The sequence below is a fragment of the Mesorhizobium hunchu genome (assembly GCF_040081975.1).
Lineage (GTDB): Bacteria > Pseudomonadota > Alphaproteobacteria > Rhizobiales > Rhizobiaceae > Mesorhizobium > Mesorhizobium hunchu.
The window spans coordinates 75798-90657 of sequence record NZ_JBEBMG010000002.1 but is presented as its reverse complement, the minus strand read 5'-3'; the positions used below and the strand labels follow the sequence as shown (position 1 = coordinate 90657).

The 14860-nt window shown below is 63.9% G+C and carries 15 protein-coding genes; 7 read left to right on the top strand and 8 right to left on the bottom strand.

Going from position 1 to position 14860, the window contains the following annotated elements; genetic code table 11:
- Positions 1–50 precede the first annotated feature (50 nt).
- The 3 genes from ABMA46_RS03965 to ABMA46_RS03955 form a co-directional block, all read right to left on the bottom strand.
- Positions 51–1148, bottom strand: a complete 1098-nt coding sequence (locus ABMA46_RS03965) for a polyamine ABC transporter substrate-binding protein (protein ID WP_348998019.1) — start codon at positions 1146–1148, stop codon at positions 51–53.
- 289 nt (positions 1149–1437) lie between these two features.
- The gene (locus ABMA46_RS03960) at positions 1438–2394 is read right to left on the bottom strand and encodes a DMT family transporter (RefSeq protein WP_348998018.1); all 957 of its coding nucleotides are present in this window, start codon (positions 2392–2394) and stop codon (positions 1438–1440) included.
- Between the two features lie 193 nt (positions 2395–2587).
- Positions 2588–4030 carry a helix-turn-helix domain-containing protein gene (locus ABMA46_RS03955; protein ID WP_348998017.1) on the bottom strand — a complete coding sequence of 481 codons (1443 nt, stop codon included), beginning with the start codon at positions 4028–4030 and terminating at the stop codon, positions 2588–2590.
- Between the two features lie 237 nt (positions 4031–4267).
- Between ABMA46_RS03955 and aceA the strand changes: the two genes are divergently transcribed.
- From aceA to ABMA46_RS03940, 3 genes are all read left to right on the top strand, one after another.
- On the top strand, positions 4268–5557 hold the full coding sequence (aceA, locus tag ABMA46_RS03950; RefSeq protein ID WP_348998016.1) for an isocitrate lyase: 1290 nt from the start codon (positions 4268–4270) through the stop codon (positions 5555–5557).
- Positions 5558–5612: 55 nt separating this feature from the next.
- Positions 5613–5855 (top strand): SMc00767 family acetate metabolism repressor, encoded by a 243-nt coding sequence (locus tag ABMA46_RS03945; protein ID WP_348998015.1) that lies wholly within the window; start codon positions 5613–5615, stop codon positions 5853–5855.
- 318 nt (positions 5856–6173) lie between these two features.
- Complete coding sequence (locus ABMA46_RS03940; protein ID WP_348998014.1) at positions 6174–6623, top strand: ANTAR domain-containing protein; 450 nt, start codon at positions 6174–6176, stop codon at positions 6621–6623.
- Positions 6624–6715: 92 nt separating this feature from the next.
- On the opposite strand, the gene ABMA46_RS03935 is transcribed toward ABMA46_RS03940, so the two are convergent.
- Complete coding sequence (locus ABMA46_RS03935) at positions 6716–7432, bottom strand: HAD family hydrolase (RefSeq protein WP_348998013.1); 717 nt, start codon at positions 7430–7432, stop codon at positions 6716–6718.
- Positions 7433–7584: 152 nt separating this feature from the next.
- On the opposite strand from ABMA46_RS03935, the gene ABMA46_RS03930 reads away from it, so the two are divergent.
- The 4 genes from ABMA46_RS03930 to ABMA46_RS03915 all read left to right on the top strand — a co-directional run bounded on the left by ABMA46_RS03930 (position 7585) and on the right by ABMA46_RS03915 (position 11743).
- Positions 7585–9006, top strand: a complete 1422-nt coding sequence (locus ABMA46_RS03930; RefSeq protein ID WP_348998012.1) for a glutamine synthetase family protein — start codon at positions 7585–7587, stop codon at positions 9004–9006.
- Between the two features lie 44 nt (positions 9007–9050).
- Positions 9051–9425, top strand: coding sequence for a four helix bundle protein (locus tag ABMA46_RS03925; RefSeq protein WP_348998011.1), 375 nt, complete (start codon positions 9051–9053; stop codon positions 9423–9425).
- A 40-nt stretch (positions 9426–9465) separates the two neighbouring features.
- Entirely contained in the window at positions 9466–10749 is a 1284-nt protein-coding gene (locus tag ABMA46_RS03920) for an NAD(P)/FAD-dependent oxidoreductase (protein ID WP_348998010.1), read from the top strand.
- A gap of 256 nt (positions 10750–11005) precedes the next feature.
- Positions 11006–11743 (top strand): SH3 domain-containing protein, encoded by a 738-nt coding sequence (locus ABMA46_RS03915; RefSeq protein ID WP_348998009.1) that lies wholly within the window; start codon positions 11006–11008, stop codon positions 11741–11743.
- Positions 11744–11818: 75 nt separating this feature from the next.
- Here the strand turns inward: ABMA46_RS03915 and ABMA46_RS03910 are convergent, their stop codons facing one another.
- The 4 genes from ABMA46_RS03910 to ABMA46_RS03895 form a co-directional block, all read right to left on the bottom strand.
- A complete protein-coding gene (locus ABMA46_RS03910) occupies positions 11819–12568 on the bottom strand; it encodes an SDR family oxidoreductase (protein ID WP_348998008.1) in 750 nt (249 codons plus the stop codon).
- Positions 12568–12840 carry a HepT-like ribonuclease domain-containing protein gene (locus tag ABMA46_RS03905; protein ID WP_348998007.1) on the bottom strand — a complete coding sequence of 91 codons (273 nt, stop codon included), beginning with the start codon at positions 12838–12840 and terminating at the stop codon, positions 12568–12570. Before ABMA46_RS03905 ends, ABMA46_RS03910 begins: the two co-directional genes overlap by 1 nt.
- A gap of 66 nt (positions 12841–12906) precedes the next feature.
- The gene (locus tag ABMA46_RS03900; RefSeq protein WP_348998006.1) at positions 12907–13248 is read right to left on the bottom strand and encodes a nucleotidyltransferase family protein; all 342 of its coding nucleotides are present in this window, start codon (positions 13246–13248) and stop codon (positions 12907–12909) included.
- 3 nt (positions 13249–13251) lie between these two features.
- Positions 13252–14724 carry an aldehyde dehydrogenase family protein gene (locus ABMA46_RS03895; protein ID WP_348998005.1) on the bottom strand — a complete coding sequence of 491 codons (1473 nt, stop codon included), beginning with the start codon at positions 14722–14724 and terminating at the stop codon, positions 13252–13254.
- Positions 14725–14860 lie beyond the last annotated feature (136 nt).

Sequence of the window (14860 nt, the reverse complement as noted above, 5' to 3'; positions counted from 1 at the left end):
TCCCCTTGAAAAGAACCGGCCCCGCCTGATGGGCGAGGCCGGTTCTCCCGTCACTGCCCGGTGACGACCTTGGTCCACATGCGCGTCACGTTGCGCTGGGTCTTGGGATCGAGCGTCCCCACCGTGAAGAGCTTCTTCAGCGTCTCCTCGTCCGGATAGACGGCCGGGTCGTCGAGGATGTCCTTGTTGATGAACTGCTGCGATGCCTTGTTGCCGTTGGCGTAGTAGACGTAGTTCGACGCCTTGGCGATGACCTCTGGCTTCATCATGTAGTTGAGGAATTCGAGCGCTTCCTCGGTGTGCTGGGCGTCGGCCGGGATCGCCATCTGGTCGAACCACATCTCCGCGCCTTCCTTCGGCACCGCATAGGCGAGATGGACGCCTGCCTTGGCCTCGTCGGCGCGATCGCGGGCCTGGAACACGTCGCCCGACCAGCCGATCGCCACGCAGATATCGCCGTTCGCCAGCGCGTTGATGTATTCGGACGAATGGAACTTGCGCACGTCCGGGCGCACCTTCATGAGCATGTCCTCGACCTTCTGGAGGCTCTCGGGCGAATTGTCGTCCGGGTCGAGGCCGAGATATTTCAGCGCCGAGGGAATGACGTCGGTCGGCGAATCGAGGAAATAGACGCCGCAGTCCTTCAGCTTGTCCATGTTCTCGGGCTTGAAGACCACGTCCCAGCTGTCGACCTTGTCGGTGCCCAGCGCCGCCTTGACCTTGTCGATGTTGTAGCCGATGCCGACGGTGCCCCACATGTAGTTTATGGAGTAGTCGTTGCCGGCGTCGTAGCGCGCCGTCCGCTCGCTGATGACGTCCCACATGTTCTTGAGGTTGGGCAGCTTCGACTTGTCCAGCTTCTGGAACACGCCGGCCTGGATCTGCCGGGCAAGGAAGTTCGCGGTCGGAACCACGACGTCGTAGCCGCTGCCACCCGCCAGCAGCTTGGTTTCGAGAATCTCGTTGGAATCGAAGGTGTCGTAGACGACCTTGATGCCGGTCTCCTTGGTGAAATCGTCGAGGATCGAAGAATCGATGTAGTCGGACCAGTTGAAGACGTTGACGACGCGGTCCTCGGCATGTGCCGCCAGCGTAAAGACAGCCAGCAGCGCCGATGTCGCGAATAGCCCTGTTGCCCTGCGTATCATGAAGTTCTCCTTTGGATCGAATGTTCCCGGAGCCGGCTCGACTGCGCGCCGGCTTCATCTGTTTTTCAGACTATGGCGAGGGGCGGCGCACGGCAAGCGCCCCGGCCGCCGCGGCGCTTCAAGGAGCCGCAGGCCGGCTCCGCGACTGCGCGATGGCGACGGTCGTAAGCTCCGGTCTCGGTCGGATCGCCGGGGAGACGTGGCAAGATACGCCTGTGTTGTTGTTGCCCTCTTCTGCAAACCTGCCCGGCAGGCAGCGGGCTTGTCAACGTCAAAGAGACGGGCGCCTTCAGTTCGGTGCCGGAATTCCGATCACGCCAGGCCGGGCCGGACGCGTCTGGCGCCGCAGTTCGAGGCCGATATGGGTCAGCAGCGCCACAAAGACCACGGAGCCGCCGACGATCGTGCGGGCCGAAGGCACTTCCGAATGGACGAGCCAGACCCAGATCGGCCCCAGCAGCGGCTCGAACGTGCCGAGCAGCGCGGCGATCGCCGCCGGGATCAGGCGTGCGCCGGTGGCGAAGAAGGCGAGTCCGAGCCCCAGGTTGAGGACGCCGAAGGCGAAGAGGAAGACCATGTCGCGGCCGGACGCGCCGAGCGTCGAAGCCTGGCTCGCGGCAAAGGCGGCGGCGAACAGGGTGCCGAGGCATGTGGCAGGCGTCATGCGCACATGGGAGAAGCGGCGCGTGATGACGGTGGCGACGGAAAAGGCGAAGGCGATCAGCAGGGCGAGACCGTCGCCGACCGGAGACACGGAGCCATCCAGCGATTCCGAGACCATGATGCCGACACCGGCGATGACGGCGGCGATGGCGATCCAGGTGGCCGTCGAAACGGATTCCCTGAACAGCACCCAGGCGAAGAGCGCCGCAAGCAGCGGCACGCCGGCCTGCATGAGCAGGATGTTGGCGACGGTCGTATAGGCGAGCGCGACCACGAAGCTGGTGGATGCGGTGGCGAAGCACAGCGCCACGGCCAGTCCCGGCAGGCCCATGCCGCGAAACAGCGCCATCATGCCACGCCAGCCGTCGCGCCAGATCATGAAGGCGACGAGGAAGGCGGCCGCCCAGACGGATCGCCAGAACACCACCGTCCAACTATCCTCAGCATGGATGAAGCGGGCGATGGTGCCGCCAAAACTCCACATCAGCGCCGAGAGGAACACCAGCAGGTAGCCGACACGCTCCTCGCCGGGCGTCGCGGCGGAGAGGCGGTTCGGCGCGGGCGGCACGGCAGCGTCGGTCATGGCACGGCCATCAACGATGATCCGGCGCACGATGCGCCTCGATCCATCGGACAACGCGTAGCGCAGGGTCGGTTGCGCCGCGTGATCCAGGGCGTGCGGCCCATTGTGTCACCAATCGGACAGACCAGACCACATGACGGCAAGCGGCCGTCGCTCCGGCCCATGTCCCGAAGGCTGACTTTGCGCGGCCGCCTTACTGGAAATCGAAGGCCGACAGGCCGGCAACCATCTCGTCGAGGCCGAGCGGCCGGGTGACCGGCGGCTCGGCCCGTGCCAGGCAGCCCGGGCGTTCGCATATCCGGCAGGCCGGGCCGACAGCCGTCAGCCCGAGCTCGGCCGTGCCGCTCCTCGAAGCCACCGCCGGCAGGGCGGCGGCATAGACGATCTCGTCGCGGAATCCGATGTCGCATCCCAGAAGAAGCGCGGTGCGCCGCGGCCGCTCGTTGAAAGCGCCCTGCGGCCCTTCCAGCGTACGGGCGATGCACAGGAACTGCGCGCCGTCCGGCATTTCCACCGCCTCCACAAAGATCTGGCCGGGCTGGGTGAAGGCGGCATGGACCGGCAGCTTCGGGCAGCCGCCGCTGAAACGGGCGTGCGGGAACCCCTGCGCGCCCGCCCGGCGGAAGCGGTTGCCCGCATTGTCGACCTCCAGCATGAAGAACGGCACGCCCGACGCGTTCGGCCGCTGCATCATAGTCAGCCGGTTGGCCGCCTGCTCGAAGGACACGCCGAAGCGCGAGCGCAGCACGTCGATGTCGCAGCGCGCCCGCTGTGCGGCGGAATGGAAGGCCGCATAGGGCATCATCAGCGCCAGCGCGGCATAGCGGCCGAGTTCGAAGCGCGCCAGCCGGCGCGCCTCGTCGGTCGACAGCTTCAGCGCCTTGATCTCGGCGGCCACCGCCACGCTCATGCGCATGAGGCAGGCTTCCATCGCCACCTCGCGCAACTGGTCGAAGGGCGACAGGCGCTCGGACAGGAACAGGCGCTGCGAATGGCGATCATAGCGGCGACGCCAGTTCGGCATGGTGGCGACCGGCAGCACCTTGACGACGATGCCGTGCTCACGCCGCAGCCAATCCTTGAGGGCGGAAAGCAGGTCGTCCCCTGGCCCCAGCAACTTCGTGAAGGCCTCGGCTTCCTCCTCGATCGAGGCGAAGAAGTTCGGCCGGCGCTCCAGGACCTCGCGCACCTCGTCGATCGGCAGCCTGGCGCCCGAGAGCGCAGTGGCGCGCCCCTCATGGGCGAGCATGTCGTTGAGGTCCGACAGCCGTTCCGCCTGCTCGCGATAGGCACGGAAGAGTTTTATCATCGCGGCGGCGGCGTTGGGCGCAGCCTCGGCCACCTCGATCAGTTCCTGGTCGCCCGGCAACTCGCCGGCCAGCAGCGGATCGGCGAAGACCTCGCGCAGGGCGGCGAGCGAGCCGTGCGCCTCGCCATGCAGGTCCTCGGGCTCGACCTGGTAGGCCGCGGCGAGCTTGAGGATGAGCTGCACCGTCAGCGGCCGCTGGTTGCGCTCGATGAGGTTGAGATAGGAGGGCGAAATGCCGAGTCCCTCGGCCATGGCCGTCTGCGTCAGGCCCTTCTGGGTGCGGATGCGGCGGATGCGCGGTCCGGCGAATATCTTCTGCTCGGCCATCGGGGTCCCGTGACAAGATATTTACAGGAATGACCCGTCGCGCGAGTCATGGCAGGCTTTTACAATTTTGACATTTTTACAACCAAGCTCTGTCAACGACAATACAGATTTTCTCCTATTTTTGGCCGTGAATTGTCAATTTTCTAGATTTTTTGCGCTGCAATGTAAATCAAGTCACATGCAAGAGCTTACAGACACTCTTGTTGCAACGACGTGAATTCCTTGCGGAGCCAGATAATGACCGATTTTTACAATCTCGTCCCCTCGGCCGCCGAAGGCCGCTTCGACGGCATCGAGCGTCCCTATGCGCCGGAGGACGTCGTCCGGCTGCGCGGCTCCGTGCAGGTGCGGCAGACCCTGGCGGAGAACGGCGCCAACCGGTTGTGGACGCTGATCCACCAGGAAGATTTCGTCAACGCGCTGGGCGCCGTCACCGGCAACCAGGCCATGCAGCAGGTGCGCGCCGGGTTGAAGGCGATCTACCTGTCCGGATGGCAGGTGGCGGCGGACGCCAACACCGCCTCGGCCATGTACCCCGACCAGTCGCTCTATCCGGCCAACGCGGCGCCGGAACTGGTCAAGCGCATCAACCGTACCTTGCAGCGCGCCGACCAGATCGAGGTTTCGGAAGGCAAGGGCCTGTCGGTCGAGACCTGGTTCGCGCCGATCGTCGCCGACGCGGAAGCCGGTTTCGGCGGGCCGCTCAACGCCTTCGAGATCATGAAGGCCTTCATCGAGGCGGGCGCTGCGGGCGTCCATTTCGAAGACCAGCTGGCGTCGGAAAAGAAATGCGGCCATCTCGGCGGCAAGGTGCTGATCCCGACCGCCGCGCATATCCGCAACCTGACGGCGGCGCGGCTCGCGGCCGACGTGATGGGAACGCCGACGCTGATCGTGGCCCGCACCGATGCGGAAGCGGCCAAGCTGCTGACCTCCGACATCGACGAGCGCGACCAGCCCTTCGTCGACCACGAGGCGGGCCGCACGGCGGAAGGCTTCTACCAGGTGAGGAACGGCATCGATGCCTGCATCGCGCGCGCCATCGCCTATGCGCCTTATGCGGACCTGATCTGGATGGAAACGTCGAAGCCCGACCTCGGGCAGGCGAGAAAGTTCGCCGAAGCGGTGCGCAAGGCGCATCCGGGCAAGATGCTGGCCTATAACTGTTCGCCTTCCTTCAACTGGAAGAAGAACCTCGACGACGCCACCATCGCCAAATTCCAGCGTGAACTGGGGGCTATGGGCTACAAGTTCCAGTTCATCACGCTGGCCGGCTTCCACCAGCTCAACCACGGCATGTTCGAGCTGGCGCGAGGCTACAAGGACCGGCAGATGGCGGCCTATTCGCAGCTTCAGGAAGCCGAATTCGCCTCGGAAGCCGACGGCTATACCGCGACCAAGCACCAGCGCGAGGTCGGCACCGGCTATTTCGACGCGGTGTCGATGGCGATCACCGGCGGACGGTCGTCCACCACCGCCATGCATGGGTCGACCGAGCACGCGCAGTTCCGGCCCGCGGCCGAATGAGCCCATAGCAACACAGACAAGGAACGCCCGCACGGCGGCATCAAGGAGAACGATCATGGCATCCATCGCACGCGTCAAGGAACGGGCGGAAGAACAGTCTTCCGCCATGAGCAGCGACCAGCAGGCGACGATCCGCATGCTGGCGAACGACCTGCACAGGCTCAACCAGTCGGTCATGAAGGCCGTCGAAGCCGGCGTCTCGGTGGAACTCGTGCGTTCGGCCCGCCATCACGGTGGCGGCGGCAACTGGGGCGATCTTCTGATCCCGGTCATCGTGACCCAGCAACCGCACGGCTAGAGCAATTCCAGCAAAAGTGTGCAGCGGTTTTGCGTCCGGAATTGCGAAAAACAAGAGAGTGAGCATTGAAGGCGATTCTGTTTTCGCCGGAAATGCTCTAGAATGATCGACCCGACCGCCAGCCACTTGCGCGTATTGCGCGCAGGTGGCTTTCATTTTGGTGCGTTTGTGAAAACCTGAGGCAACGTTCGGAATTAGCTTTGCTTTTTTTCGCGAAAAGTAATTTTACTTCCCGAAAATGATGCTTGACACCACGTCGCAGCCGCTTAATTCTGCTCGCCGTTTCAACCTTCAATTGAAATCAAGCGAGCCAGCGTCTTGTCCGTACCAGCGTCGAACAGCAAGCAGAGTACTCCGGACAACGACAACGACGGAACCTTCTCGATAGACTTTTCCCGCGTGCTGGTGGTCGGGAAATCCCCGGTGAACCGCATCGTCGTCTCCAAGATCGTGGAGCGCTGCGGCCTCAAGCCGATTTCAGAATCGCCCGAGACGGCAGCCAGGGCGCTACAGGTTTTCCGCCCGGGAACGATCGTGCTGGACGGCGGCCCCGGCAACAAGGACTGCGACTGCCTTTTCGACGGCATCGCCGCCGCCCGCCAGGCCGCCGGGTCCGCCAAGCCGGCCGTCGTCCTGCTTTCCAATACGACCGGCACAGCAAGAAGTCTCGACCTGCCCGGCATCGTCGATGTCGTCGTCGCCAAGCCCATCACACCTGAACAGCTGCAGCCGGTCATCGACAGGCTGATCGCGCAGGGACTGACGTAGCCGACCGCAATTTCCGTCTGGCGGTCACTGCCCGGCAAGTAGGGCCACTCCGGCGAGAGAAGGAACGCAGCGGGACAGGAGCGCGGCGCCGGTCAGCCGAGGCCCGCCACGAGAGCGGGAAGTTCGCCGAGGTCGCCGATCTCGTGGAAGCGCCGAGCGGACCGGGGCGGCTCGACATGTTCCAGCACCCAGGTCAGGTCATGCGGGACATAGACGCCCCAGCCGCCGGCCTCGATGGCCGGCACGATGTCGGATTTCAGTGAGTTGCCGACCATCATGCTGCGTTCGGGTCCGTCTCCGTGACGGCTGAAGATGCGGTCGTAGGTGCCCGCGCTCTTGTCGCTGACGATCTCGACGGCATCGAAATACCCGGCCAGCCCCGACTGTGCCAGCTTGCGCTCCTGGTCGAACAGATCGCCCTTGGTGATGAGAACCAGCCTGTAGTCCGAGGCAAGGCGATCCAGCGTCTCGTGCGCGTGCGGCAGGATCTCGATCGGATGCGCCAGCATCTCGCGTCCGGCAGCCAGGATTTCCGAAATCACGGAACCCGGCGCCCGTCCCTCGGTGACGTCGAGTGCTGTCTCGACCATCGAAAGGACGAAACCCTTTATGCCGAAACCGTAGAGGCCGAGATTGCGCCTTTCGGCTTCCAGCAGGCGGGCCTTCACGTCGCCTTCGCGAGCATGATCCGCCAGGAGATCGGCCAGCCTCTGCTCGGTCAGGCGGAAGAACTGCTCGTTCTGCCACAGCGTGTCGTCGGCGTCGAAGCCGATCGTGGTCAATGGGGCGGTAGGCGAGGAACTGGTCATCCCAAATGTCCGAAGTGGCGTCAGCGGCGTCGGCCGAGCGGCGAACCTATACCCTGCCCGGCGGTTTTCAACCGGTTCCTCCGCCCGGGTCCCCTTCCCATCGCGCTGCCGGCGTGGCTATACTCGTCAATCTTCAATCCAACTGGTGAATGATGCCGCCTGCCAAAAAGGAAGTTCGTCCGAGACGCGCCCGCACGCCCGCTTTCGTCAAAGCCCAGAGAGGCGTGAAGAACTGGAAGGAAGCCAGCGCCTGGCTGGAGTGGCGGGGAATCGAAGACATCGAGTGCATCACGCCCGACCAGGCCGGCGTCGCCCGCGGCAAGATGATGCCGTCGAAGAAATTCACCTCCAACACGTCGCTCGCCCTGCCCTCCGCCGTCTTCATGACGACGATCTCCGGCGGCTACCCCGAGGACGGCAACGGCTTCCACTACCCGGAGGACGACGGCGATCTCAAGCTCATGCCGGATCTGTCGACGCTGACGGTGGTGCCGTGGGAAGAGGACCCGACCGCGGCCGTCATCTGCGATCTCGTCCATCAGGACGGACGCTCCGTGGAATTCACGCCGCGCAACGTGCTGCGGCGTGTTCTGGGCGCTTATGACAAGCTCGGGCTGAAGCCGGTCGTCGCGCCGGAGATCGAGTTCTACCTGGTGCGCAAGAACCCCGATCCCGATTATCCGCTGACTCCGCCGGTTGGCCGCTCCGGCCGCGCCATCGGCGGCGGCGCCGGCTATTCGATCGCCGGCGTCAACGAGTTCGACGAGCTGATCGACGACATCTACCATTTCTCCGAACAGCAGGGCCTGGAGATCGATACGCTGATCCACGAGGAAGGCGCCGGGCAGCTCGAGATCAATCTGAGGCACGGCGACCCGGTCGAGCTCGCAGACCAGGTGTTCATGTTCAAGCGCACCATCCGCGAGGCGGCGCTGAAGCACGACACCTACGCGACCTTCATGGCCAAGCCGATCCAGGGCCAGCCAGGTTCGGCCATGCACATCCATCAGTCGATCATCGACAAGAAGACCGGCAGGAACATCTTCTCTGCGGAAGACGGCTCGGAGACCGACGCCTTCTTCCACTTCATCGGCGGCATGCAGAAGCATGTGCCGAACGCGCTGGTGATGCTGGCGCCCTACGTCAACTCCTATCGCCGGCTGACGCAGGCGGCCTCCGCGCCGGTCAACACCAAATGGGGTTACGACAACCGCACCACGGCCTTCCGCGTGCCGCGCTCCGATCCGGCGGCGCGGCGCGTGGAGAACCGCATTCCCTCCTCGGACGCCAATCCCTATCTGGCGCTGGCGGGATCGCTGGCCTGTGGCCTGATCGGCATCACCAGGAAGATCGCTGCCGAACCGCCGGTGCTGACCACGGCGAACGAAGACGAGATCGACCTGCCGCGCGGCCTGCTCGAAGCGGTGGACCTGTTCGAATCCGACGACGAGCTTGCGACCGTGCTGGGGAAATCCTTCTCGGCCACCTACGCCGCCATCAAGCGCGCCGAGTTCGAGACGTTCATGGAAGTGATCAGCCCGTGGGAGCGGGAGTATCTGTTGTTGAACGTTTAGGGCAGTAGGGCAGTAGGGCAGTAGGGCAGTAGGGCAGTAGGAAAATGCCGGCGCGGATCGAATCCTACAAGGACATGATTGTCTGGCAGCAAGCGATGGACCTAGTGGTTGCTGTTTATGCGATCACCAGACAATGGCCCAAGGAGGAGCTTTATGGACTTATCTCACAAGCTCGCCGTTCCGCTACATCTGTACCCGCCAACATTGCCGAAGGCTTTGCGCGCGAAAACAGAGGATCCTATCAACAGTTTCTTCGCATTGCTCAGGGATCGCTGAAAGAGCTCGAAACTCATCTCTTGATTGCGCAGCGCATCGGCATTGCCCATCATGACAGCATCAGTTCTTTGCTGGATCAAGCCGAGAGCGTAGGCAAATTGCTCCGCCTCTTGATCCGAAAGCTTTCAGGAACCTCAGCATGAATATATTGCCCTATTGCCTTACTGCCTTATTCCCCTCAACATGAGTTACCAATCCCCCATCTCCCCCGGCCGTTCCTGGTACGAGGATACTGCCGGACCGAGGCCCGAATACCCGTCGCTGGACGGCGACCGGACCTGCGACGTGGTCATCATCGGCGGCGGCTTCACCGGTCTTTCGGCCGCGACGCATCTTGCCAAGGCCGGCGTCGATGTCGTGCTGATCGAAGCACATCGGTTCGGCGACGGCGCCTCGGGGCGCAATGGCGGCCAGCTCGGGTCGGGCCAGCGCGCCGGTCCCGAGGAGATGGAGAAGGAATACGGCTTCACGCGCGCCAAGGCGCTGTTCGATCTCGCCGAGGAGGCGAAGGCGCATCTTCTGGAATTCGCCTCGACCAACGGCATCGAGATCGACTTCCGCCCCGGCCACATGAACGTCACCCACAAGAAGCGCGAACTGTCGGATTTCGTCGACTACGCGGATGCCGCCGAGCGCTTCGGCTATCCGCATATCAGGATCATGGACCGCGCCGAAACCGCGCAGAAGGTCGGTTCGGATCACTATGTCGGCGGCGTCTACGACAGCGGCACGGGCCATATCCACCCGCTGAAACTGGTGGTCGGAACGGCGCGCGTCGCCAGGGAGGCGGGTGCGCAGCTTTTCGAAAACACCAGGGCGACCGCCATCACGACGAACGGCGGCAAAGTCGTCGTGACCACGCCAACGGGAACGGTCACCGCACAGAAGGGATTCGTCGCGCTCAACGCCTATGGCGGCGATCTGGAGCCGACGAGCGCGGCGCACATCATGCCGATCGGCTCCTTCATCGGCGCCACGGTCGATCTCGGCGCGGACAGTCCCGTGCTTTCCGGCGGCGAGTCCGTTTCGGATTCAAGGTTCGTGGTGCGCTACTTCCGGCGCGTGAAGAGCGGGGAGCTTCTGTTCGGCGGCCGGGAAATATACGCGGTCAACGATCCGAAGGACATCCACATCCATATCCGCCGCCAGATCAGCGAGATCTATCCGCATCTGAAAGATGTCGAGATCACCCACGGCTGGGGCGGTTATGTCGGCATCACACTGCCGCGCAAGCCGTTCGTACGGGAGGTCATGCCGAATGTCATCTCGGCCGGCGGCTATTCGGGCCACGGCGTGATGCTGTCCAATTTCGTCGGCAAGCTCTACGCCGAAACCGTAGCGGGCAACCGCGACCGGCTGAAGCTGATCGAAGACCTGAAGATACCGCCCTTCCCCGGCGGGCGGCGATGGCGCGCGCCGCTCCTGTTCCTGGCGCTCAACTGGTATGCATTGCGGGACCGCCTCTGACGCGAGCACGCTGGAAGCGGCGATTTTCGATACAGTGCGCAAGCGGCGCCGGCATCTTGCCCGCATGGCGTAGTGATGCCACAATCGCCGGTAAGATGACCCATTCGCGGACAGGAAGGCGTTACGCGCTCTTCCTGGCCGGTATTGGTTCGGGACCGGCGCACATCCCGCTCAACAACAGAACGTCGGCCTTTCGGAGGTGGCAGGAGTGAAGGGGCCTTTCGGCATCAGTGGACCGAAGCGTCGACGCGTTTCGATGCAGCTCGGCTATGACGTCCGGCCCTCCCTGTGGCAGGCCATCAAGTCCAATTCCCATCTGGTGATCGCCGCGGTCGGCACCGTCGCGCTTGTCGGCGTGGCCGGCTCGGCTCTGTGGCTGGCGATGCCGGACGGCGACAGGCGAGCTTTCGCGCAGGTGGAAAAACCTGCGTCGGCCGCGAACGCCGAACAGCCGGCAAGCGGGAATGAAACGGCCACGACGGCGCCGGTCGCAGATGGCGTCGCCAGCGCGGCCGCCCCTGCTCTTTCTGCCCAGGATCCGCGCTGGAAAGCGCCGGGCTCGAAACGGACCGCCGAAAACAAGGCCATCCAGGAAATCCAGAAGGAAGCCGGCACGCCGCTGATCCCCACTCCGGAGCAGGCAGCCACCGTCGCCGCCTATCAGGCTGCGATGGATGCACCGGCCACGGGAAAGAACAAGGCGCACACCGGAACCGACAAGGCGGAGACGGCCGCCATTCCCACGCCGAAGCCGGCCATGCCCGAAGCCGGCGACGCTGCCGACGGCAATACCGGCGATAGCGACCATGCCGGCGAAAACGGCCACATCCTGCGGGCCGTCACCATGCGCTCCGGCCCGAAGAAGGGCGCTTCCGCCATCACCACCATCCCTGCCAAGGCAGCCGTTCAGGTGATGTCCTGCAAGTCGTGGTGCGAGGTCGAATACAAGGGCCAGCGCGGCTGGATCTACAAAAGCTTTCTCAAGCGCGGCTGAGCGCTTTCCGCCTCCAGCAAGAGATTTTCTGCTTCGATCCGCTTCGTTATTTCAACGGACAGCCGGCAAGACCGCTCAGATGCAGCGCCCTCCGTCCACCTCCAGCGCGACACCCGTGATGAAGGCCGCCTCGTCCGAAGCCAGCCAGAGCGCGGCGTTGGCGATGTCGAGCGGCGTCGACAGCCGGCCTAGCGGAATCGAGGCATGGAACTTCGCGCGCATCTCCGGCGTGTCCTCGCCCATGAACCGCGCCAGCATGCCGGTTTCTCCCGCAACCGGGCAGAGGCAGTTCACCCGGATGTTCTTCGGCGCGAGTTCCACCGCCATCGATTTCGTGGCGGTGATCGCCCAGCCCTTGGAGGCGTTGTACCAGGTGAGGCCCGGCCGCGGCCTGAGGCCGGCGGTCGAGGCGGTCGTCAGGATCACGCCGCCGCCCTGCTTTTCCATGACCGGCACCACGGCCAGCGCCGCGTGATAGATCGCCTTCATGTTGACGGCGGTGATGAGGTCGAACGTCTCTTCGTCCACCTCGAGCATGTCGCCGTTACGATGGGTGAAACCGGCATTGTTGACCATGATGTCGATGCGGCCGAAGGCCTTCAGCGCGGCGTCCTTCATCTCCTCGAGCGCGGAGCGCTGCGAAACGTCGGACCGCGTCCAGATCGCGCCGTTGCCGATTTCGCCGGCCACGCGCTCGGCGCCCTTGGCGTTGAGATCGGCCACGACGACCTGGGCGCCCTCCTCGGCGAACCGCCGCGCCATGCCTTCGCCGAAGCCCGATGCGCCGCCGGTGACGACGGCAACCTTGTCCTTGAGACGACCCATCAACCGTTCCCTGATTGTTGCTGTTCGCGATGGACAGCATTTTCCAAAGCGTGGAGATGATCCCGTACCGTATTCCACAGAATGGTTGCGAGGATATCTTCGTAGTCGTGCCGGGAGATATTGCCCGCGCCCGCGATCGGTCGCCACGGAACGTCTGGGTGGCGTGCCTTCACGTCGTCCGGCAGACGACGAACCGCTTCCGATACGATTTCAAGACAGCGCGTCACCGCATAGAGCGTACGATCGTCGGTCGCGAACGCTTCATAGGACATGCTTTCGATGAACCGTCGGCGAGTGTGATGTTGTGAGCTATGGCGTCAAGGACGCGCGCCGTGTCCCTAGAAGGCATAGACAAGATTGGTCAATGCTGCGGGCCTTATATACGGCTTCAATCCATCTCTGTTGACGACATCGACAGGCGTCTCGAAAAGCCCGGCGATATACTCCTTGATGTCGACATAATCGAACATGCTCAGATGTGCAGCGGGGTCGAGATCGATCAGTATGTCGATGTCGCTGTCCGGTCGCGCATCACCACGCGCCACTGACCCGAACAACGCAAGGTGGATCACGCCCTGCCTATGCAGTTCGTTCTCATGCTCCCGTAGTCTGGCTATGATTTCCTGACTATTCATACCGTTGAAGATAACGCCTGTGCTGTCATTGTTCAATTTGATCACGCTCTATCCGTGATTGAACACGATCGTCTTGGTCGCGGACATGTCGTAGAGCGCCTCGAAACCCTTCTCGCGGCCGTGGCCGGAGCGCTTGAACCCGCCGAAGGGAAGCTCGATGCCGCCGCCGGCGCCATAACCGTTGACGAAGACCTGGCCGGCGCGGACGCGCTTGGCCATGCGGTGCTGGCGCGCGCCGTCCTTCGTCCAGATGCCGGCGACCAGTCCGTAATCGGTGCCGTTGGCGAGCCGCACGGCTTCCTCCTCGCCGTCGAAGGAAAACAGGGTGAGCACCGGGCCGAACACTTCTTCGCGGGCGATGGTCGCTGACGGGTCGACCGTGCCGAACAGCACCGGCGCGAAATAATAGCCGCCAGCCCGCACGTCCGGACGGATCGCTCCGCGCGCCAGTACCGGAATACCGGCCTTTTCAGCATCCGCGACCATGCCGGCGACACGCGCCTTCTGTCTCGGGTTGATCAGCGCGCCGAGGTCGAGGTCCGCGTCATGCGGACCGGCCACCAGCCTGGCGAAGCGCTCGGCGAGTGCCGACGCTACCGCTTCATAGACTGGACGCTCGACCAGCACGCGGCTGCCGGCCGAGCAGGTCTGGCCGCCGTTCTGGATGATGGCGTTGACGAGCACCGGCAGCGCCTTGTCGAGATCGGCGTCGGCGAAGACGATCTGCGGCGACTTGCCGCCGAGTTCCATGGTGACGCCACGATTGTTGAGAGCCGCCGCCTGCTGGATGGCCGTACCGGTCGCCGGGGAACCGGTGAAGGTGACGTAGTCGACCAGCGGGTGGGCCGAAAGGGCGGCGCCCGCCTCGCCGCCATAGCCGGTGACAACATTGAACACACCGTCGGGAAAGCCGGCCTCCCGCGCCAGTTCGGCCATGCGGACGGCGGTCAGCGAAGCATCTTCCGCCGGCTTGATGACCAGCGTGTTGCCCATTGCAAGCGCGGCGCCCGCAACGCGGGCCAGAATCTGCAGCGGATAATTCCACGGAATGATGCCGCCAACCACGCCGTGCGGTTCGCGCAGCGTCAGCGCCGTGTATCCGTCGAGGAAAGGAAGCGTGTCCCCGTGAATCTTGTCGGCAGCGCCGCCGTAGAATTCGTAGTAGCGCAAGGTGGCGGCGACGTCCGCCTTGCCCTGGCGCGCCGGCTTGCCGGTATCGCGCGATTCCAGCGCGGCCAGTTCGTCGCCGTTTTTCTCGACCAGATGGCAAAGCCTGGTCAGCAGCCGCCCGCGCTCAACGGCCGGCATCCGGGGCCACGGCCCCGTTTCGAACGCGGCGGCGGCCGCGCGCACCGCCCGATCGACATCTTCCGCATCGGAAGCAGGAATCGAGGCGAAGACCAGGCCGTCCGACGGGCAGACGACATCGATCTCGGAGCCCGACGATGCGGCCACGCTTTTGCCGCCTATCACCTGCCGGACAATCCGGCGGCCGTCGGTTTCCGGCCGATCCATATCCATCCGACTTCTCCTTCGGCCTCATCATGTCATATATCTATGGTGTCATGCCGGCAGGAAAATATCGAACCTTGCCGCGCGCGCAGCTTGGTCCAGTTACCGAATACACACTGTGGCACCATGCCACTGGCAATTTTAA